This window comes from Nostoc sp. DSM 114167 (genome assembly GCF_052692655.1).
Genome location: NZ_CP195116.1, coordinates 6,580,465 through 6,602,248, shown reverse-complemented (window position 1 = coordinate 6,602,248; position 21,784 = coordinate 6,580,465). Strand labels below are relative to the sequence as shown.

The 21,784-nt window shown below is 42.5% G+C and carries 16 protein-coding genes; 10 read left to right on the top strand and 6 right to left on the bottom strand.

The genetic code is table 11. The annotated features are described in order from the left end of the window. Position 1 precedes the first annotated feature (1 nt). The 3 genes from treZ to NSTC731_RS27755 all read left to right on the top strand — a co-directional run bounded on the left by treZ (position 2) and on the right by NSTC731_RS27755 (position 6,805). Positions 2-1,849: a malto-oligosyltrehalose trehalohydrolase gene (treZ, locus tag NSTC731_RS27765; RefSeq protein ID WP_445627776.1), complete on the top strand. Its 1,848-nt coding sequence runs from the start codon at positions 2-4 to the stop codon at positions 1,847-1,849. Between the two features lie 470 nt (positions 1,850-2,319). Further along, positions 2,320-5,118, top strand: coding sequence for a malto-oligosyltrehalose synthase (treY, locus tag NSTC731_RS27760; RefSeq protein ID WP_445627775.1), 2,799 nt, complete (start codon positions 2,320-2,322; stop codon positions 5,116-5,118). Between the two features lie 169 nt (positions 5,119-5,287). Next, positions 5,288-6,805, top strand: a complete 1,518-nt coding sequence (locus NSTC731_RS27755) for a trehalase family glycosidase (RefSeq protein ID WP_445627774.1) — start codon at positions 5,288-5,290, stop codon at positions 6,803-6,805. 180 nt (positions 6,806-6,985) lie between these two features. Here the strand turns inward: NSTC731_RS27755 and NSTC731_RS27750 are convergent, their stop codons facing one another. Beyond that, positions 6,986-7,672: a hypothetical protein gene (locus NSTC731_RS27750; RefSeq protein WP_445627773.1), complete on the bottom strand. Its 687-nt coding sequence runs from the start codon at positions 7,670-7,672 to the stop codon at positions 6,986-6,988. A 334-nt stretch (positions 7,673-8,006) separates the two neighbouring features. Next, on the bottom strand, positions 8,007-8,159 hold the full coding sequence (locus NSTC731_RS27745) for a hypothetical protein (RefSeq protein ID WP_194041182.1): 153 nt from the start codon (positions 8,157-8,159) through the stop codon (positions 8,007-8,009). 454 nt (positions 8,160-8,613) lie between these two features. Here NSTC731_RS27745 and NSTC731_RS27740 point away from each other — a divergent pair, with 454 nt between their 5' ends. The 6 genes from NSTC731_RS27740 (at position 8,614) to NSTC731_RS27715 (ending at position 14,221) form a co-directional block, all read left to right on the top strand. Next, positions 8,614-10,023, top strand: a complete 1,410-nt coding sequence (locus NSTC731_RS27740; protein WP_445627772.1) for a nicotinate phosphoribosyltransferase — start codon at positions 8,614-8,616, stop codon at positions 10,021-10,023. 131 nt (positions 10,024-10,154) lie between these two features. Further along, positions 10,155-10,754: a nicotinate-nucleotide adenylyltransferase gene (locus NSTC731_RS27735; RefSeq protein WP_445627771.1), complete on the top strand. Its 600-nt coding sequence runs from the start codon at positions 10,155-10,157 to the stop codon at positions 10,752-10,754. After that, the gene (locus NSTC731_RS27730) at positions 10,715-11,461 is read left to right on the top strand and encodes an NUDIX hydrolase (RefSeq protein WP_163929288.1); all 747 of its coding nucleotides are present in this window, start codon (positions 10,715-10,717) and stop codon (positions 11,459-11,461) included. Before NSTC731_RS27735 ends, NSTC731_RS27730 begins: the two co-directional genes overlap by 40 nt. A gap of 111 nt (positions 11,462-11,572) precedes the next feature. Next, positions 11,573-13,345: an NAD+ synthase gene (locus NSTC731_RS27725; protein ID WP_445632181.1), complete on the top strand. Its 1,773-nt coding sequence runs from the start codon at positions 11,573-11,575 to the stop codon at positions 13,343-13,345. 248 nt (positions 13,346-13,593) lie between these two features. Next, positions 13,594-13,812, top strand: coding sequence for a hypothetical protein (locus NSTC731_RS27720; protein ID WP_334688984.1), 219 nt, complete (start codon positions 13,594-13,596; stop codon positions 13,810-13,812). Then, positions 13,805-14,221, top strand: a complete 417-nt coding sequence (locus NSTC731_RS27715; RefSeq protein WP_445627770.1) for a retroviral-like aspartic protease — start codon at positions 13,805-13,807, stop codon at positions 14,219-14,221. Before NSTC731_RS27720 ends, NSTC731_RS27715 begins: the two co-directional genes overlap by 8 nt. A 16-nt stretch (positions 14,222-14,237) precedes the next feature. Here the strand turns inward: NSTC731_RS27715 and NSTC731_RS27710 are convergent, their stop codons facing one another. Continuing rightward, the gene (locus NSTC731_RS27710) at positions 14,238-14,666 is read right to left on the bottom strand and encodes a hypothetical protein (RefSeq protein ID WP_445627769.1); all 429 of its coding nucleotides are present in this window, start codon (positions 14,664-14,666) and stop codon (positions 14,238-14,240) included. A gap of 79 nt (positions 14,667-14,745) precedes the next feature. Continuing rightward, a complete protein-coding gene (locus NSTC731_RS27705; protein WP_445627768.1) occupies positions 14,746-18,231 on the bottom strand; it encodes a leucine-rich repeat domain-containing protein in 3,486 nt (1,161 codons plus the stop codon). A gap of 386 nt (positions 18,232-18,617) precedes the next feature. Between NSTC731_RS27705 and NSTC731_RS27700 the strand changes: the two genes are divergently transcribed. Further along, positions 18,618-19,511: a peptidoglycan-binding protein gene (locus NSTC731_RS27700; protein WP_445627767.1), complete on the top strand. Its 894-nt coding sequence runs from the start codon at positions 18,618-18,620 to the stop codon at positions 19,509-19,511. A 265-nt stretch (positions 19,512-19,776) separates the two neighbouring features. Here the strand turns inward: NSTC731_RS27700 and hemJ are convergent, their stop codons facing one another. Continuing rightward, a complete protein-coding gene (gene hemJ, locus NSTC731_RS27695; RefSeq protein WP_445627766.1) occupies positions 19,777-20,358 on the bottom strand; it encodes a protoporphyrinogen oxidase HemJ in 582 nt (193 codons plus the stop codon). A gap of 468 nt (positions 20,359-20,826) precedes the next feature. Continuing rightward, the gene (locus NSTC731_RS27690; RefSeq protein ID WP_445627765.1) at positions 20,827-21,678 is read right to left on the bottom strand and encodes an alpha/beta fold hydrolase; all 852 of its coding nucleotides are present in this window, start codon (positions 21,676-21,678) and stop codon (positions 20,827-20,829) included. Positions 21,679-21,784: the final 106 nt, after the last annotated feature.

Genomic DNA, 21,784 nt, shown 5'->3' with positions numbered 1-21,784 from the left:
CGTGAAAATTGGTGCAAACTACTTGGGTAACGGAGAGTGTGAATTCACAGTTTGGTCTCCGCTATTAGATAGCGTCACAGTAAAAATTTTGACGCCAGAAGAGCAGTTAATTCCTCTCAAGCCTCAATCAGAGGGATACTGGCACACGAAAGTCAACGATGTGTATCCGGGTACGCTTTATCGCTATGTCTTGAATGGCCAAGACAACTTTGCCGATCCGGCGTCGCAGTATCAACCGGAAGGGGTACATGGCCCGTCGCAAATTGTCGATCCTTTTTTTGAGTGGACTGATGAAGGATGGACGGGTATTCCTGTAGAGTCGATGATTTTCTATGAAGTTCACGTTGGGACATTCACGCCGGAAGGAACTTTCACCGCCATCATTCCCCGTTTACCAGAACTGAGGGAACTGGGAATTAACGCCATTGAAATCATGCCGATCTCTCAGGTTCCGGGAGATACTCATATTGAAGCATCTCTGGCATATCGCAACTGGGGCTATGATGGCGTTTATCCTTATGCTGTGCAAAATTCCTATGGTAGTCCAGCCGAACTCAAGCAACTGGTAAATGCTTGTCACCAAAATAACATCGCCGTTGTGCTGGATGTGGTGTATAACCACTTTGGGCCAGAAGGCAACTATATGAGTCAGTTCGCGCCCTACTTTACTAAAACCTATAAAACGCCGTGGGGCGAAGCAATGAATTTCGACGATGCCCATAGTCAGGGTGTGCGAAATTATTTTATCGAAAATGCTCTTTACTGGTTGGGTGAATTTCACATTGATGCATTGCGGCTAGATGCCATTCAAGCAATTTATGACTTGGGAGCCAAGCATTTTTTATGGGAATTGGCGGAAGCAGTTCATCATTTCTCACAACAAGGACAAAGATGGAAACGCCATCTAATTGCCGAAAGTGACTTGAATAATCCGCGAATAATTCGTCCAGCAGAATTGGGTGGATATGGACTCGATGCTCAGTGGAGTGATGATTTTCACCATTCATTGCACGTACTGTTGACAGGCGATCGCCAAGGATATTATCACGATTTTGGGAAATGTGCTGATTTAGCAAAAGCTTATAGCGGTACTTTTGTCTACGATTGGAAATACTCGCCCGATCGCAAACGATTTCATGGCTTATCTTGCCGCGATCGCCCTTTATCACAGTTTACAGTCTGCATTCAGAATCACGATCAAATCGGCAATCAAATGAAAGGAGAACGCCTCACCCAGCGAATCTCTTTTGAAGGATTAAAGTTAGCCGCTGGTGCTGTGCTGCTATCGCCCAACTTACCCCTGTTATTCATGGGAGAGGAATACGGCGAAACTGCACCCTTCATTTACTTTGTCAGTCACTCCGATCCCGATTTGATTCAAGCAGTTCGAGCCGGACGCAAAGAAGAATTTGAAGCATTTCACTATGCAGACGATCCCCCAGATCCAGAATCGGCAGAAACTTTCCTCAAGTCTAAACTTAATTGGGAATTACGCAATCAAGGAAAGCACAAAGTTCTCTGGGATTGGTATCGTCAGTTAATTAATTTACGGAAGACACATCCAGCCCTGCTCAACCAAGACCGCAATTTCATCGAAGCAACTAGCGATGAAGAGAAAGAGATCGTCATCGTGCGGCGTTGGTGCGAATCGAGTGAAATAATATTTGTGATGAATTTCAATTCGTCTCCAGTGACAGTGGCTTTGCCGTTTGAGCATAATGCTAATAAATTGTTGGACTCTGCTGATACCTCATGGTCTGGGCATGGTTCTGAAGCTGCTGAACATTTGTCTGCGGGACAAGAAGTGAAATTGCAACCTACTAGTCTAGTACTCTATGAAAAAGGATGAGGCAGAGAGTTAGAACTTAAAGTTCAAACAATAAGGCTTAATGTTTGAGCAACAAGGCTTAAGGTTCAAACAATAAGGCTTAAAGTTCAAACAATAAGGCTTAAAGTTCAAACAATAAGGCTTAATGTTCAAACAATAAGGCTTAAGGTTCAAACAATAAGGCTTAATGTTCGAGCAATAAGGCTTAATGTTCGAGCTAAAAGGCTTAATGTTTGAATAATGGTTGGCTGTGGATGTTAAGGACTTATTGATCTCCCCTAACCCCCTTAAAATTTACCCCACCCTAACCCTCCCCTTGTAAAGGGGAGGGAACTAGATTTTCTTGTTTCCCCCCAATACATCGGGGGGATTAAGGGGGGTAATACCCTTTTGTTACCGAGAAGAGGACTTTTCAAACATTCTCTAAAAGGTTCAGCGTTTACCCTCAAAACCTCATCTTCCTTATCCCCCTTACTTCCTACTAAAAAAATATGCGAATTCCCACCGCCACTTATCGAATTCAGTTTACACCTCAGTTTGGCTTTGACAACGCCAAAGCGATCGCAGCTTATCTAGCAGATTTAGGTATTTCCGATTTATATGCTTCCCCCATTTTCAAAGCCAGATCCGGGAGTACGCACGGTTACGATATAGTAGATGCCACTCAACTTAACCCAGAACTGGGAACTAATGAGTCCTTTGAGGCATTAGTTGCTGAAGTGCAATCCCTTGGTATGGGCTGGTTACAAGATATTGTGCCCAACCACATGGCTTATAGCAGCGAAAACGATTACTTGATGGACGTATTGGAACACGGCCCAGATTCCAGCTATACCGATTACTTCGATCTTTCTTGGAATGCTCCCTTTGGCGATCGCCAAGAGCGAATTCTAGCTCCTCTGCTGGGAGATTTCTATGGTACATCCCTGGAAAACGGACACATTCAACTGCAATACGAACAAAACGGTTTAACCGTCAACTATTACAGCTTAAAACTGCCACTGCGGTTAGAATCTTACACAAAATTTATCACCTATAATTTAGGTAAACTCACCCGGACACTGGGACGCAATCATCCCGATTTTATTAAACTATTGGGGATTCTCTACATTCTCAAAAGTGTGCCCTCAGAAGTTGCAGGAAAACAGCGACAAGACCAAATCGCATTTATTAAAGGATTGCTTTGGGAACTCTACACCACAAACGATGCCATCCGCGAGTTTATTGACGAAAATATCCAAACATTCAACGGAGAACCCGGTAATTCCGAAAGCTTTAACCTCCTAGATGATTTACTCAAGGATCAATTTTACCGTCTTGCCTTCTGGAAGGTGGGGGCGGAAGAAATGAATTACCGTCGTTTCTTTACTGTTAATGAACTGATTTCCGTTAAAGTTGAAGAAGTGCGGGTTTTTAATAATACCCACAGCCTAATTCAGAAACTAGTTGAAGAAGGCAAATTTACTGGTTTACGGATTGACCATATTGATGGACTTTATAACCCAATCCAGTATCTCGAAAGACTGCAAGAAAAGATGGGAGATGTTTATATCACCGTCGAGAAGATTTTAGAACTGACCGAAGATTTGCCGGAAAACTGGCAGATTCAAGGAACATCTGGATATGACTTTCTTAACTATGTAAATGGCGTATTTTGTCAAACAGAAAATGAATCAGCCTTCGATAAAATTTACCAAAACTTTATCAGTTCCAGAGCAGATTATGCCTCGGTAGTGAAGGATAAAAAGCACCTGATTTTGGAAAAAAATTTAGCAGGTGATATTGACAATCTGGCTCTTTTGTTAAAGAACGTTTCCAGCAAATATCGCTATGGCAATGATTTTACACTGAATGGATTAAAAAGAGCGATCGCCGAAGTTTTGACACTGTTCCCGATTTACCGCACGTACATTACACCCGATGGAATTGGAGAAAGCGATCGCGCTACCATTCAAGAAGTAATCGATCGAGCCAAAGAACAAACGCCCCTGTTGCAGAACGAACTGACTTTTATTGAAAAGTTAATGCTGCTAGAATTTGATAATTCTTTGACTCAAACAGAACGCGAACAGTGGATATATTTTGTCTTGCGAATGCAGCAATACAGCGGGCCGCTAATGGCCAAAGGCGTAGAAGACACCACATTATATGTTTACAATCGGTTGCTGTCGCTGAATGAAGTCGGCGGAAATCCCGGTCATTTTGGCATCGAATTAGCCAAATTTCATGCTTTTAACAAACAGCATCAAGCAACCTGGCCTCACACAATGAACACCACCGCCACCCACGACACCAAGCGCGGCGAAGATGTGCGGGCCAGGTTGAATGTCCTCTCAGAAATCCCCGATGAATGGGATCGGCAGGTAAATACCTGGAGTGCCATGAATCGAGGACATCGTAGCCATCGCCACGGGTTTGCGATGCCCGATCGCAACGACGAGTATTTTCTCTATCAAACCCTAGTAGGGGCGTTTCCCTTTGCCGAACACGAACATGCATCCTTTGTGGAACGAGTGAAAGACTATATAATAAAAGCAATACGAGAAGCGAAGGTGCATACAGCCTGGTTACGACCTGATAGCCAGTATGAAGAAGCTTGTACCTCCTTCATTGGGAAAGTACTCGATCCTGCGATATCTGGGGAATTTCTAGAAGCTTTTCGTCCATTTCAACAGCGAATTGCCGACTATGGGATATTCAATTCCCTTTCCCAAACTTTACTGAAGATTACCGTACCCGGCGTACCCGATTTATACCAGGGAACGGAACTTTGGGAACTGAGTTTAGTCGATCCAGACAATCGCCGTCCCGTAGATTTTGAACAGCGACGTACTTACTTAAGCGCTATCCGCGAACAGGCAAAAACAGACATTTTGGGACTAATTCAGGAGTTACTAAAGGACAAAACAGACGGCAGAATCAAACTGTTTTTAACGGCTCAATTACTCCAAGCCAGAACAAACTATGTCTCATTATTCCAGGACGGCGATTATTTACCGTTAGAAGTTCAGGGAACCTACGCCAATCATATTATCGCCTTTGCACGGCGGGAGGGGAATCAAACAGCGATCGCGATCGCGCCCCGGTTTTTAACCAGCCTCATCCAGCCAGGAGACAATCCCTTGGGCGAGTCAGTTTGGCAAGATACGCACCTGCAACTACCCCCTGGAACTTCCCCCACTTGGAAAAACGTCCTAACTCAGCAACCCTTACAAGCTACAGAAACCCTATCAATTGCGACAGCCCTAACTCATTTCCCAGTTGCCCTCTTAATTAGCACTGCGGAGTAAAAACAAAAATCTTGTCCCACGCAGAGAGAACCCTGTAAAACCTCAGCGTTCCTCTGCGTTTCCTTTGGTGACGGCAGTCGTTCATGGGGGAAACCCCTTTGGCGTTAGCCTCTCCCTTTGGGAGAAGACCGCGCTGCCTCTTTTTTGCGTTAAAAAAAATTCTGTAATTATGACCACTCCACCAGCACTGACCACCGCGCAGATTGAAGCTGTGCGCCTCCACATCAAAAAAATGTGGAAAACTTTAACGCGATCGCACGAACACTTATTACAATCTGCCAAGGATACCAAACTAGACCACAAAAGAGAAACTCCCTGGATTGTTTACATTTCCCCTTCCGAAGATTGTCCCAACATTCAGACTGTGTTAGAGCGATCGCTATCTCCGAAAGATATGCAACAGCTAGAAATTCGCACTTTGCCAGCAGAAGCAGAAGCGATTAAACAGCATGGGTTACTATACTTACCAGGGCCTTATGTCGTACCAGGTGGTCGCTTCAACGAAATGTATGGCTGGGACAGCTACTTTATATTACTAGGACTTTTGCACGATGGAGAATTGGAGCTAGCACAAAGTCAAGTCGATCAATTGTTGTACCAAGTACAACATTACGGCATTATTCTCAACGCCAACCGGACTTATATGCTGTCGCGATCGCAGCCTCCTGTCCTGAGTATGATGGTTTTGGCGTTATTCGAGCACACCCAGGATGAGGAGTGGTTGAGGGCAACCGTACCCTTGTTAGAGCAGTTTTACTATTATTGGGTAGTTCCGCCCCATTTGAATGCTGCAACCGGCTTATCTAGATTCTACGCCTTTGGGGAAGGCCCGGCGCCAGAAGTTTTGTTTTCCGAGCGGGATGAAGAGGGAAAAAGCCACTACGATCGCGTCAAAGAGTACTATAAAACTTTTGAAGTTGAGGATTATGACGTTAGTCTTTATTACAACCAGGAAACTGACGAACTGACCAAGCTATTTTATAAAAGCGATCGCACCATGCGCGAGTCTGGTTTTGATATCACCAACCGATTTGGCCCCTTCAGTGCTGATATTCTTCACTACGCTCCGGTGTGCCTCAACAGTTTGCTGTATCAGGTTGAACAAGACATGGCGCAAATTAAGCGTATTCTGGGGAACGAACAATTGGAACAAAAATGGAGCAATCGCGCAGATATCCGCCGCGATCGGATCGATCAATTTCTCTGGGATGAAGAACAAGGATTATATTTCGACTATCATTTCCAGAATGGAAAACGCCGCCATTACGAATTTGCTACCACGTTTTATCCTCTCTGGCTGGGAATTGCTTCTCCAACTCAAGCCAAACGCGTCGTAGAAAATCTCTCTTTGTTTGAAGCCCCAGGCGGAATTTTTACCAGTACTCGTGTCACCGGAAATCAGTGGGATGCTCCCCTTGGCTGGGCCCCATTGACATTAGTTGCAGTCCTTGGACTTCACCGTTATGGGTATCATACAGAAGGCGATCGCATTGCCAACAAATTTCTCGCTATGGCAGTTAAAGAATTTGAGCGTCACGATACCCTAGTTGAGAAATATGATGTTGAACGCTGTTCTGCCAATGTTTCCGACGAAATCTGCTTTGGATATAGTTCTAACGAAGTTGGTTTCGGCTGGACAAATGGAGCGATTCTGGAACTCTTAGCAATCGCCGATCGAAAAGTTTAAATAAAAAAGCGTGAGTTTTTTCCTCACGCCTTTATTTTAAGTAGGTGGGTTGAATTATATTAGGACTTACGTACACTCTACGATTTTTGAGAATAATCACAATGGTTCAATCAGCCTCAAAAGTTCTAACCGTTGATGAATTTATTAGCCATTACGGTGAGTGCGATCGCTATGAACTCATTACGGATTGTTGAGCGAGGAGTCAGATGTCGCTCGACGAAGCCAAGTGACAACTGGAAGTCCCAGTAAAAAAAATAGAGAACTATTTGGCTCTGGAACTGAAGTAGGGGAAATGGGTGTTACAGTAATATTATCAAGCCCCATAGGATTAGAGCAACACGGTGCTGCTGGGTTAGTTAGAGAGATTGTCAGGCTGTCGATTAAGTAATTCGAGTTCGAGTTGACCACAGTTTGAAAATCACCAAAAGTGTTTGGAACCGTACCTTCAAAAGAAAATACTGGCGTTGAATTCAACAATCCCGTTATTACATAAGGGATTGGTGTCACGCTGGAGTAAAGATCGACTGAGTTGAATTTAAACGTGGAGTCATCGTTTGTAATTTGAATTGTTGCAGCCAGCGGGTTCTGACCAGCCTCATTCGTAAACTCTATGAAGGGAGCTGGCTTCCCGTATGAGTCAATTGCAACCCAAGGCCCAGAAACTACTGAAGTTGTAAAACCAGATTCAGTATAGGTTGATAGTGTCCCTACAGATGCTTTCTCAAACGTAATCGTCGTAGCAGATGCCGTTTGATGTACTCCGAGCAGCAGTCCAAGTAAAGTAACTAAGTGTGCAGCAGGAGCTATATGTACTAAAAATTTAAAAGTCAAGGCAAAATAACTTTTCCAAAAATAAATCTTATTCATTTTCCCCTCTAAATATGAAAATAAATAAAATTAATGCAACTAACGGTACAACAAATCTTTACGGCTTGAATTTTGAACGCATACTAAGACTAAAACTTTGATTGCTATATAATTTTTGCAAGATATCTATTTATCAGGAGCCAGAATGCAGAACAATTGGAATAGTGGCGTATTGCAATACGCCACTACTTTTGAATAAAGAGGTTTAAGTACGGAGCTAAATCTACAATTTACTAGTTTTCTATTATATGGTTTGCCTGAATTCTCCGGTAATTGTCCTCGCCTGAATTCTGAATTTTAACTCCTGTATTGTTTTTGAATACCCGATCGGCATCTACCAATTATCATCTCTATCTTCGTCGTAAGGCTCACCTGTAAAAGGTTGTACGCCAACAGCAGGATAAGCATCATCCGTAGGGCCAAAAATCCGCATTGCAGCTTCAGAAATATACTGGGTTATGTTCGCAATGATTTTGGAAATATCCATAATATTGGACTCCTTCTTTTTGAGTCGCTTTAATGGTGATGCTTATACTCTAATCCTAATACTCAAGCCTTGCTCATATTCTCAATATATTGAGAATATATGCAATGTTTATTCAGATAACTTTGCAATACTTTAGCTTGTCAAAAAGTAAAACTTTTCTCTTCGATTCTAATTGTAACATAGTTGTTTCTTTCAACCCATTTGGGAAAAGAGCGAAGTAAAACAAACTTTCTCTGACAGGATATTATTTCCCTTGATTAGCCGCCCGATTTAATTAACATTATTGCAAGCCATTACTATTAAAACATATTAATTATTTGATGAATTTATTATTAAGCTACCGACAAATCTATTGTTATACGGCAATCTCAGACAATATACTTCCAGGGAGTTGACATTATTTATGGTAAATATTACCATAAATAAAAGAAGCATCTTGTAAGGAAGCTCTTGCATGACAACTTTGCCAGATTTGGACTATGTATATAAACAGCAAAGCCAGCAGAACCAGGAACTGAACCTTTCTGCCGATGACTACAGCTTGCTGACCGACCTTTACCAGTTGACGATGGCAGCTTGTTACACAGGCGAAGGTATAGAACAACGACGGGCAAGCTTTGAATTGTCTGTCAGAAGGTTGCCAGAGGGTTTTGGTTATTTGATTGCGATGGGGCTGACGCAGGCATTGGAATATTTAGCCAAAATCCGCTTTAGTTCGGCGCAAATTGCGGCATTACAGGCAACGGGGATTTTTGCTCGCGCAGGCGATCGCTTTTGGTCGCTTTTAGCTGAGGGAAAGTTCACGGGTGATGTTTGGGCAGTACCAGAAGGGACAGCCGTGTTTGCCAATCAACCACTGTTGCGGGTGGAAGCACCCCTTTGGCAAGCGCAACTAGTAGAAACTTACCTGCTGAATACGATTAATTACCAGACTTTGATTGCCACAAAAGCAGCCCGATTGCGGGATGTAGCAGGGGAATCAGCAACACTTTTAGAATTTGGCACCAGACGAGCATTTAGTCCCCAAGGGTCTTTGTGGGCGGCGCGGGCGGCGTTGGCGGGTGGGTTAGATTCCACTTCCAATGTGTTAGCAGCGCTACAACTGGGACAACAGCCAAGTGGTACGATGGCACACGCCTTAGTGATGGCATTGTCAGCAATAGAGGGCACTGAAGAACAAGCTTTTAGTGCATTTCATCGCTATTTTCCGGGTGCGCCATTACTAATTGATACTTACGATACCATTGCTGCTGCCCAGCGCTTGGCCGAAAAAGTAAATTCCGGGGAAATGCAATTAACAGGAGTGAGATTGGACTCAGGAGATTTAGTTACCTTATCAAAACAGGTGCGATCGCTCCTTCCCGGTGTGCCAATTTTTGCCAGTGGCGACATAGACGAGTGGGAAATTGCCAGATTAAAAGCTGCTGGAGCTGAGATTGATGGTTACGGACTGGGAACGCGACTAGTTACAGGTTCGCCTGTTAATGGAGTTTATAAACTTGTAGACATTGATGGCATCCCAGTCATGAAGCAATCGAGTAGTAAAGTTACTTATCCAGGGCGCAAGCAGATTTTTCGCTCGTTTACGGGAGATAAGGTAAAAGCAGACAGATTGGGACTCTTAGGTGAAATTGCTTTAGAAGAAGAACCTTTGTTGCAGTTGGTAGTCCAAGAAGGTGAACGAGTGCAGCCGTTGGAATCGTTGGCAACAATTCGTCAGCGTACCGCCGCCTCAGTTGCCAGTTTGCCACAACAAACACGGTCTTTGCACGATCCTGTCTCGGTGCAGGTGGAAATTTCTGAGGGGTTACGGGTGTTGACTGAAGAAACTAAGAAACGTAGACGCACCAGCAGCTTGCCGTAGGCTACCGCAGAGGCACAGAGAACACAGAGGTAATACCATTTTGGATTTTAGATTTTAGATTTTAGATTTTGGATTGTGAAACATCCATTGGATAAATAGTCATTGAGTGTCACTACGAATTACGAATTATTATGAGAGTTGCTTTGTTTGGAACTAGTGCCGATCCACCAACTGCTGGACATCAAGAAATTCTGAGTTGGTTGTCTGAGCGTTATGATTGGGTAGCGGTTTGGGCAGCAGATAATCCATTTAAGTCTCATCAAACACCCTTAGAACACCGGGCGGCAATGCTGCAACTGTTGATTGCGAATATAGACGCACCACGGCACAATATTGCTTTGGAACAAAAATTGAGTAGTTTTAGAACGCTGGAAACAGTGGAAAAAGCCAAGCTTGCTTGGGGTGAAGACGCCCAATTGACGTTGATTATTGGTTCAGATTTACTGAGTCAGCTACCACGTTGGTATCGCATTGAAGATTTGTTACAGGAAGTACAACTACTGATTGTACCGCGACCCGGATATGCAATAGATGAATCTAGTTCAGAGGTAGTGCAAAAGCTGGGAGGGAAAATTGCGATCGCCAGTCTGACCGGTCTAGATGTTTCCTCAACAGCGTACCGCGAACATAGAGATCCTCAAGCCCTCACAGCTCCTGTAGTTGCCTATATTAATCGAGAGCATTTGTACGAATGCCAGGACGTTCACCAAAAAAGATACCAACTCCGTTAAACCAACAACCTTTGGCCGATTTCAAGGTTGGTGTTGATAATGTAATTTTTTCTGTAGATACTGTACAAAATCGGCTGTTAGTTCTACTAGTAATGCGGCAGCAAGAACCATTTTTAAATCATTGGAGTCTTCCCGGTACTTTGGTACGTCCAGGAGAGTCTTTAGAAGATGCCGCTTATCGCATTATGGCGGAGAAAATTAAGGTCAACAATCTCTATTTAGAACAACTGTATACATTTGGCGGGCCGAATCGCGATCCACGGGAAGCAACTGATAGTTATGGTGTGCGTTATTTATCAGTTAGTTACTTTGCCCTAGTGCGATTTGAAGAAGCCGAATTGATTGCCGATCGCATGACTGGCATCGCTTGGTATCCGGTAAAACAAGTGCCGCAATTAGCTTTTGACCATAACGAAATTTTGGCTTATGGACATAGGCGGTTACGAAATAAATTAGAGTATAGCCCAGTGGCTTTTGAAGTCTTACCAGAAATGTTCACCTTGAATGATTTATATCAGTTATACGCCACAGTTTTAGGTGATAACTTTTCCGATTATTCTAATTTTAGAGCGCGTCTACTCAAGTTAGGTTTTTTATGCGATACCGGAATTAAGGTATCACGGGGTGCCGGTCGTCCGGCTAGCTTGTATAAGTTTGACGCTGAAGCTTTTGCTCCCTTAAAAGATAAACCCTTGGTATTTATTTAACCAACCGCTACGTGGGACAAGGAGACAAGGGGACAAGGGGACAAGGGGACAAGGGGACAAGGAGACAAGGGGACAAGGAGACAAGGGGACAAATGAAAAATGACAAATAATATGAAAATTGCGATCGCTCAAATTAATCCGACTATCGGTGATTTGCTTTTAAATGCCCAAAAAATCCTGGAGGCGGCACAACGAGCAGCATCTAGCGGTGCGCGTTTGTTGTTGACCCCAGAACTTTCTCTGTGTGGCTATCCACCAAGAGATTTATTACTAAATCCTAGTTTTGTGGAAGCGATGGGCATCACTTTACAAAATTTGGCTCAGGATTTACCACCAAATTTAGCTGTGTTGGTAGGAACTGTTGAACCTAATATCAAAGCAGATATTAGTGGCGGTAAAAGTTTATTTAACAGCATAGCTTTATTAGAGAATGGCAAAGTCAAGCAAGTTTTTCACAAGCGACTTTTACCTACTTACGATGTCTTTGATGAACGCCGCTATTTTGAAGAAGGCTTACAAGCTAATTATTTCACTCTCGATAATATCCATATTGGCGTAACTATTTGCGAAGATTTATGGAACGATGAGGAATTCTGGGGCAAACGTACTTATGCAGTAAATCCGATTGCTGACTTAGCAATTTTGGGTGTAGATTTGACTGTAAATTTGTCTGCTTCGCCCTACACGGCTGGTAAGCAGCAGTTTCGTGAAATCATGCTCAGGCATAGTGCAATACGTTTTCAACAACCAATGATTTACGCTAATCAGGTTGGCGGAAATGACGATCTAATTTTTGATGGACATAGTTTTGCCTTAAATCGTCAAGGTGAAATTATGTGTCGCGCCCGTGGTTTTGACACTGATTTAGTAGTAGTAGAATTTGATGAAACGTTGCGTGATTTGCAGTTGGGTTCTGTAGAACCAATGTATGAATCGGAAGATGAAGAAATTTGGCAAGCTTTGGTTTTGGGAGTGCGAGATTACGCTCGTAAGTGCCGCTTTTCTAAAGTAGTATTGGGTTTAAGTGGCGGAATTGACTCGGCAATAGTAGCTGCGATCGCCACGGCTGCACTTGGTAAAGAAAATGTCCTCGGTGTTCTCATGCCTTCGCCTTACAGTTCGGAGCATTCTATCAGTGATGCTGTGGCATTAGCCGAAAATTTGGGAATTAAAACTCATCTTTTACCAATTGGCGAGTTAATGCAAGGCTTCGATCGCACTTTAGATGATTTGTTTGCGGGTACAGAGTTTGGACTGGCTGAAGAGAATATCCAATCACGGATTCGCGGTAATTTATTGATGGCGATCGCTAATAAATTTGGCTATCTGCTTTTATCTACCGGTAACAAGTCAGAAATGGCAGTTGGTTACTGTACACTCTACGGCGATATGAATGGCGGGTTAGCAGTAATTGCAGATGTTCCTAAAACTCGTGTGTATTCACTTTGCCATTGGTTAAATCGCAATAATGAAATTATTCCAAAAAACGTTTTGATTAAAGCACCCAGCGCCGAACTCAAACCAGGCCAAGTCGATCGAGACTCTCTACCGCCTTACGAAATTTTGGACGATATTTTGCAACGCCTGATTCACAACCACCAATCAGCAGCACAAATTGTTGCAGCCGGTCACGATCCGGTAATTGTAAACCGAGTAATTCAAATGGTAGCGCGGGCTGAATTTAAACGGCGACAAGCACCCCCTGGCTTGAAAATTACCGATCGCGCCTTTGGAACCGGTTGGCGAATGCCAATTGCTAGTAACTGGGTTGGTGTCAAAAATGCTTACCAGACTAAAACCACAGCTACACCTAACCTTAACGTGAGTTCGACAGCTCTAAAAACCCCTCTCCAAACCTCTCCCCCACAGGGAGAGAGGCTTTGAAACCCTAATTTTTTCGTTGTCAACTAAGAATATTTCTGCCCCTCTCCGCCTCCAAGAGGGGTTGGGGAGAGGTTCATCGAACTCACGTTAACCTTAGTTTGTTGTGATGGACAAAATACTCATCGACAAATCAAGTAATTTAGTTATCAAACCTGTCACTGCCTTGAACTTTTATTAAAGTCTGTCCTTCTCCGCTGCGGAGAGGGATAGGTTTTGCATAGTAAAATCTTTTTTAACTTCAATTTGATATGAGCGCAGCAGATTTATTTCCAACCTTGCACAAGCTATCTCGTGCAGATAAACTCAAGGTCATGCAGTTTTTAGTTCAAGAACTAGCGACTGAAGAAGAAACATTGTCGTTACAGCCAGGAGTCACTTATCATGTGTGGTCTCCCTATAATTCTCATGAAGCTGCTAATAAACTAGGCGCACTGCTAGAAGAAGACAGACAGGTAAACGATGCTTAATTCACAAAGATTTCCCTTCCTTGAAAGTCGTGATGTGTTCGGGGATATCGATGCAGTACCAATATTACCTTTGACGTTAAGCTACAAAAATTCTGTCGTCAACGTTTTAGGTTTATTGGATACTGGAGCTAGTATTAATGTTTTACCTTACAGTCTAGGTATTCAGTTAGGGGTATCTTGGGAAGAATTAACAACCTCAGTGCAACTGGCTGGAAACCTTGCACCAGTTGAAGCAAAAGGGTTAATTCTATCTGCTCAAATAGCCAGCTTTGCACCAGTTCGATTGGTATTTGCTTGGAGTTTCACGGATGATGTGCCGTTACTTTTAGGACGCATGAATTTTTTCTTGGAATTTGATGTCTGTTTTTATCGTTCGCAGATGGCGTTTGAACTGTCTTCTAAGTCGTAGATCCGATCGCTCCACCTCAAAGCTTCATCATTCCACCTTTGGACTCGGAGATTGCACCTTTTAACACCAATTGTCGAGTTAAAAGAGCGTTGGCGCAGCCCGCCGCAGGCATCGCTTGACCTTTAAGCCTCGAAGTTGCGCCTTTAAGCCTCGAAGTTGCACCTTTTATCCTGGCAGTTGCACCTTTTATCCTCGAAATTGCACCTTTAAGCCTCGAAATTGCACCTTTTATCCTCGAAGTTGCACCTTTAAGCCTCGAAGTTGCGCCTTTTATCCTCGAAGTTGCGCCTTTTATCCTCGAAGTTGCGCCTTTTATCCTCAAAGTTGCACCTTTTATCCTCGAAGTTGCGCCTTTAACCCTCGAAGTTGCGCCTTTAACCCTCGAAGTTGCACCTTTAACCTTGATTATTCTACTTTTGAACTTAAAGCTTGCACCTAAGAACATAAATTCTCTAGTTAAAAGGGCGTAAGTTTAGCTTGTCAGAGACATTGCTCAACCTCTGAGCTTAATCAATAGGTTATTTTTACTCATCTAAACGCTGTGCGATCGCATTCAGCAATATCTCAAAGTCTGATGTGCTGTGAACATCAGGGGTGAGCGTGTTCATATCTTTTAGCAGGTTGGTGAGTTCTGCGATCGTGTTGCGAATCTCAGTGTATTGGTCAATTTCTTCACGAAATCCCTGCAAATTAGCTGCACCAACTTCTCTCATCCCTTCATTTAATTCTTTAATTTCGTCTTCCCAATGCTTTATATATTTAAGTCTTGTAACAGGTTTATAAATTTGGGCATCGGCTAACACAATCGGGAAAATTCGATTATAAAACTCTCCATTTTTAGCAATTTGCACTAGCTCAAACATACAATTGGGAGATTTTAAATACTTATCACTAATAACAGCAATAACACATTTACCGCGTCCAATCCGTTCCATGAAGGCTTTGATTAGTCCTTTGTAGCCTAAATCGCGTTTATCTCGGATGATTTTGATTCCTTTTGCCTGCAAAGTCTCATCCAATTGATTGACAAATTGCTCACTTTCTCCACCCCAAGCATAAGAGATGAAAATTTCCTTCTTGAATTCCATTGCAGATTGACTATTCACGATCTGTTTTTGTTCTTCTTCACTATCTCGTAAACGATGCGTCAATGATTCATTTCTCTCTTGCTCCAGTTCGCTTTGCAACTGTGCCACTTGGGGATTATATTCCCCATCTACTTTAATGGCTTGAAACATGACATCATCAATTAACCTACGAACATCTACCATTTCATAGCTGTTTTCGCACTCAATTTGGTAACGGCGATCGTTCAAACGTTTGTTGAGTTTTTCCAGAGAATAGGAATAAGGGGTGGGCAGATTTTTACAAGTTTCGCAGTTACAAGGAACTAAAGTTTGATATTGCAAACGTTCGTAAGAGTTGTGGATTTTTTTGAGTTCATGGGTGATGACAGCCATCAATTCTTTTGTACCGTTTCCGGCTACACGGATTTTAATTTCCCGTTGATTGTAGTTTTCAATGATTTCAGCACGAGTTTGGTCTTTGTTGAGAACAACACCGCTTTTCCAAACGAATTTTTGCTGTTCAATCCAAGGGTGCGTCTCGACAATAAAGCGGGTGAAGATGCCTTTAGGCATGAATGTATAGGTATAGCGCAGGATAAGGTTATTGCGATCGTCCCAGGTGTAATCAGCTTTTTCAATGGAAAGCAATTGAGGCGCAATATAAATGTCACGGCGATTAGGAATTTCGTAGCAAAGCTTGAACCGCATCATTAATTGCAGGAGTTCATCGCGCATATCAGCATATTCGCTGTCTTGCCAAATATCTTTGAGGTCTTCTTTAGTAAAACAACCTAGATTTTGCTTGACAGTCTGATTATCCAAAACTTTGTAGACAGCAGTGGTTCCCCATTCTGGTTTGAGGATGACATAGTGTTTAAGTATAGAATCGTCTTGAAAATGCAGGCAAACGCCGAGGTCGTGGAGATAGCTGCTCAAGCGCAGTATGTCTTTCTTGTCAGTTAAATTATTGACTCGGCAAAGGGTAAAGTATTCTTCAACGCTGATGTAATTTCGGGAATCGTTCTCTAAGGCGTTTCTGACTCTTACCCAGAGTTTTGGTAGAGGTGTAGCAACGTGATCAAGATTACTGATGTAAAGCTGAATAGCTTTTTTAATCTCTGCTAAACCGCGATTAGTATCTAAATTGGTTGCCAGAATTTCCTTCAGGTTGTCAAATTCTCCTCGTAACTGCCCCCCATCGACTTCGCACTGACGGTCTTGTTTTTCGTTTTTGATGATGATAACTGGGCTTTTGTCGCTCAAGAGTTCAACAACCTTCAGCCACCAGTAAAAACCAGTGTTTTCTTTGCGAGTGTCAGCAACTAAGGCATAGAGAGAACGCTTGCTGAGGAAAAACTGATGGGTTTGATGATAGATTTCCTGACCGCCGAAATCCCAGATGTTGACGCGAAAATCTTTGCCATTCGGTAGTGTAAAGTGCCATTGGATGACTTCAATGCCTTCGGTTGATTTCTCTTTTGGCTGGAGTTTGTAGGTTTTATCCCTGATCTTCTTGGCTAAAGAAGTTTTACCTGCTCCCCCTTCGCCAACAATCAAGAATTTTGCTTCGTAGAAAGGTTCGGTTTCAGTTGGATCTTGCACTCGAAAATAGAAATCGAGAATTTCATTCACATCACCTGGATCTTCAGTTAAATCCTTCGATCCCAAAATCTCAGGTGGAATCGGGACTGGGTTCCTACGAAGATCGAGCTTTTTCAGGTTTGGCAGTTGCATGATTTCCCTTGGCAGACTGCTCAGTTGATTACTGCTGAGGTCGAGGGATTGCAGGTTTGTGAGCTGGAAAAATTCTGCTGGCAGACTGCTCAGTTGATTTCTGCTGAGGTAGAAGGTTTGTAGGTTGGTCAATTGGACAAATTCCGCTGGCAGACTACTCAGTTGATTACTGCCAAGGTCGAGGGATTGCAGATTTGTGAGTTGGAAAAATTCTGCTGGCAGACTGCTCAGTTGATTTTTGTAGAGGTCAAGGGTTTGAAGGTTGAGGAGTTGTCCAAATTCCTCTGGTAGACTGCTCAGTTGATTGTTGTAAAGGTAGAGGGATTGCAGATTGGTAAGTTGTCCAAATTCTGCTGGCAGACTGCTCAGTTGATTATTGCGGAAGTAGAGGGATTGTAGATTGGTGAGTTGTCCAAATTCTGCTGGCAGACTGCTCAGTTGATTTTCGTTAAGACCGAGGATTTGCAGGTTGGTGAGTTGAAAAAATTCTGTTGGCAGACTGCTCAGTTGATTTTTGTCGAGATCCAAGGTTTGCAGGTTGGTGAGTTGTCCAAATTTCGCTGGTAGGCTGCTCAGTTGATTGCCGCTGAGGTAGAGGGTTTGTAGGTTGGTGAGTTGGACAATTTCCTCTGGCAGGCTGCTCAGTTGATTGCCGCTGAGGTAGAGGGTTTGTAGGTTGGTGAGTTGTCCAAATTCTGCTGGCAGACTGCTCAATTGATTACTGCGTAGATTGAGGGTTTGCAGCTTGGTAAGTTGGACAAATTCCGGTGGCAAACTGCTCAGTTGATTTTTGTCGAGGCTGAGGGTTTGCAGATTGGTGAGTTGGACAATTTCCGCTGGCAGGCTGCTCAATTGATTGCCGCTGAGGTAGAGGGTTTGCAGATTGGTGAGTTGGAAAATTTCCGCTGGCAAGCTGCTCAGTTGATTGCCGCTAAGGTAGAGGGTTTGCAAGTTGATGAGTTGGACAATTTCCGCTGGCAGACTACTCAATTGATTACCGCGGAGGTCGAGGGTTTGCAAGTTGATGAGTTGGACAATTTCCGCTGGCAGACTACTTAGTTTATTACTGCGGAGGTCGAGGGTTTGCAAGTTGGTAAGTTGGACAATTTCCGCTGGCAGCGTTGTTAACTTTTTGCCAGAAAGGTCTAATGTTGTCACATTATCTCTGACAGCTTGTTCAATAATTTCCAGCAGTTCTTTGTTAGTCATTTCGGGTTTTAGTGAGGCGATGCCTGACGACGAATTGATGCTTGGACGCGCAGCAGAGAAATTGAGTTAATTAATAATCTAGCCTGTATCAAGGATTGCATTCAGGCAATGTGCGTTAGCGTAGCTCGTCGTAGACATCATCGCAGACTCCTGTGCCCCTACGAAATAGTTCACCATTCAACCTTTGAACTCAAAAAAAATTTAATATATGTTGTCAATAAATAGTTTTTTCTTCAGTGTAATATCTGTGAATTTTTGTGTGCTTAATCATAAATTAATAGTAAAAATTGTGACATCATCTTTTAGTCAAGAGTATAGTTTCAAACAACATCAATTGTAAAAGTGATGTTTATACTTAGAACTCAGTAAATGAAAGCAGGTGCATAATGAAACTACAAGATTTCTTGGGAAAAGATGAGAAATGGTCATTTGATGCGATCGCAGAAGATGCAGACTTGGCTCGTCAGATTCAGATATTGTTAATCGGCTTAGGTTTGCTGGAACCTCCAGCCGATGGTAAATTTGGCCCTGTTTCTGTGATATCTCTCAAAAAATTTCAAGAATTAACCAAGACTGAAGAGAGTGGTTTTTTAGGAGCAGTCACAGCCAAGAAACTAATTGAAACTAAAATAGACGATCTTCCTCAACCCCCCTTAAAACTAGGCAATGACATTGCTAGTAAGATTGTGAAATATATGTTAGCCAAAGGTTATCAAGTATTTACCAATCCCAAAGAATACAACATTGTTTATGTAGAGGGTATTAATGGAGACTGGACTCTCAACAGTGATACACCTAATGAATTTAACGATCGCCGGATTGTGATTGAAGTAGTAAATGGTGTTCCCAAAATCGTAGATCACTGGGAAGCTACTACAGAACCAGGGAAGTACTACACTTACAATCCGATGAATCCCAAAGGAGCAGCTAGGATTCAGTTTGGACAATACAAAGCTTGGGCTGTGGGTACTCACGGTACAGCCGAGCCTCATGAAGCATTGGTGCAAGTTGGAGATATCACAGTTTGTAGAGATTTCAACCAAGATTTTAAACGGACTGGCGACAAACTTGATACAGGTGATAATTTTTATGTAAATCAACACTACGGCTTTGATTTCCCCAGGAATGATATTCGCCTTGCTAGCGCAGGTTGTTTAGTGGGACGTAGCCGTGAGGGACATAGAGAGTTTATGGCGATTGTTAAACAAGACCGCCGTTATGTCGCTAATCGCAAATATATTTTTTACACTACCGTGATTCCTGGGGATGATTTACTGTAAACGTTTCCAGGATGAGTAATAGTAGGGACCCACATCTGTGCATTAGTGTCAACTTAAGCGCAAACCCGCTTAAAACCTCGTTTCCAGCCTAGAGGCTGGAAATGCTATTCTATTGCGGCTCTGCCGCTAGTCTTGAGGCGAAGCCTCACATAGGCATTCCCAGTCGGAGACTAGGAACGAGATAACGAGACAATCTCTGAAAGCTTGTTCTAGGAAGCCTTCACCTTAAGTTGACACCTATAACATCTGTGCGCCCCTACTTTATCTAACTTTGTTCTTGTGGTTTCCCTATCTGTGCCGTCAGCTTCTCTTTATCCTGTCTGCGTTTTTTGGCGTAAAGTTGAATAGTGACAGCCATCAAGATAATCATGGCGAAAATAGCCCAAGCAGCCATATCTGTAGGTAGATTATTCTTAAACACAGCCAACAAAACGATCGCTACTAACATAACTGTAGGCGCTTCATTTAAAGCACGTAATTGCTGACTATTCCAGCGACATTCATCTACTGCTAATTTCTTCATCAGCCGAGCGCAGTAATGATGATAGCCAATTAAAAGCGCCACAAACAGCAGTTTGATATGCAACCAACCCTCTTTTAAAACGTCCGGTTCAGTGGTTAATAAACCGATGGCCATTGCGATCGTCACAAACATTCCTGGGTTAGTGATGATATAGTAAAGGCGCTTTTCCATAATTTGATACTGATTTTTCAGTATCGTTCGTGCTGGTTCAGGTTCAAGGTTTGCTTCAACGTGATAGATAAAAAGACGTACTAAGTAGAATAAACCAGCAAACCAAACTACAAATCCGACAATATGAAAGGCTTTAAACCATGAATAAGCCATGAATCATAATTTCCTTTACTTGTAATGGTAATAACAAAGTAGTCAGGAGCCAGAATTCAGAATTCAGAATATTCCACCTGAAAAAGGATGGACTTTTAACAAGAAATAACATTTGAATTCTGCCACTCAATCTTCTATTTAGTGGACTACAATGATGATTTTGCATCCTCTACTAATTAATTCTGACTTCTGAATTTTGACATTCATTTTTATAATATCCATTTTTGCCAAAGCTATAGCAATCCTAAATCTTTCGTAAGACAAAACCAAGGACAAATGACCAATTGACTTAGGACAGTCAACACCAAAATTCTCACAAATCAAATAGGATTGCTATATATTAGACTTCTTGGCATTTGTAGGGAAAAGGGTAAGGGGGAAAGGGAAAAGGAATAAAAAAACCTTTCCCCTTTAACCTTTCCCCTTTTCCCACCTCTTGCAAAAGTAACTTTTGCAAGAGGTCTATTGTCAATGAGCATCTTTACGACGCACAAAGGGTAAAAGGTCTTGCAAAATCGTCTCGTGGTAGTGTTCTTGAGGATAATGTCCGACATTATTAAGTTTTATTAATTCGGTATTTGGTACGGAATTGGCAAAGTTTTCAGCAATATCTACAGATAGCCAAGGATCAATCATACCCCATTGAATCAGAATTGGTTGTTGCCATTCTTTAAAGCCAGTTTGTATTTCGGTCATGGCTGAATCAAGTTGTAAATTGCGAATACTTGCTAAGAGACTTCGACCAGACGAAGAAGCAGTTAAAAATGGTTTTCGATAAACATCTAAATCCTTATCTCCTATGCGATAACGGCTTCCGCCTTCTAGCGTCCGATCGACTAATAAGGGGTCTTGAGTCATGACTTCACCTGCTAAAGGTAAACCCATTTGTTTAATTTTCCAGGGTAATTTAGCAGCAGTTGAAATTGGTGTATTTAAAATAGCTAAATTGGCAATTTGTTCTGGATGACGCAAAGCATATTGTAGTCCTACAGAACCTAAAAAACCTTGGACAACTAAAGAAAAATGTTCGAGTTCTATGGCTTTAATAAATCCTTCTAAAGCTGTGATAAAAGCATCGGGAGTGTAAGCAAAATCTCGTTTTTCTGGTTTGGCAGAAAAGCCGTAACCAATCCAATCTGGAGCGATCGCTCTTGTTCCCTGATTCGCCAAAGCAGGTATAATATGACGCCAACTGTAACTTTGCGAAACTAAGCCGTGTAGCAACAACACAGGCGCTAAGTCACTTCTGCCGATTGGTAAAGATTCCCGATAAAACCATTCCAGTGAATCTACATTGATTTTATGTTCTGTTATTGACACGCTATTTTCCTATATTTGTCATTTGTCATTTGTCATTTGTCATTGGTCATTGGTCATTTGTCATTTGTCATTTGTCATTGGTCATTTGTCATTTGTCATTTGTCAT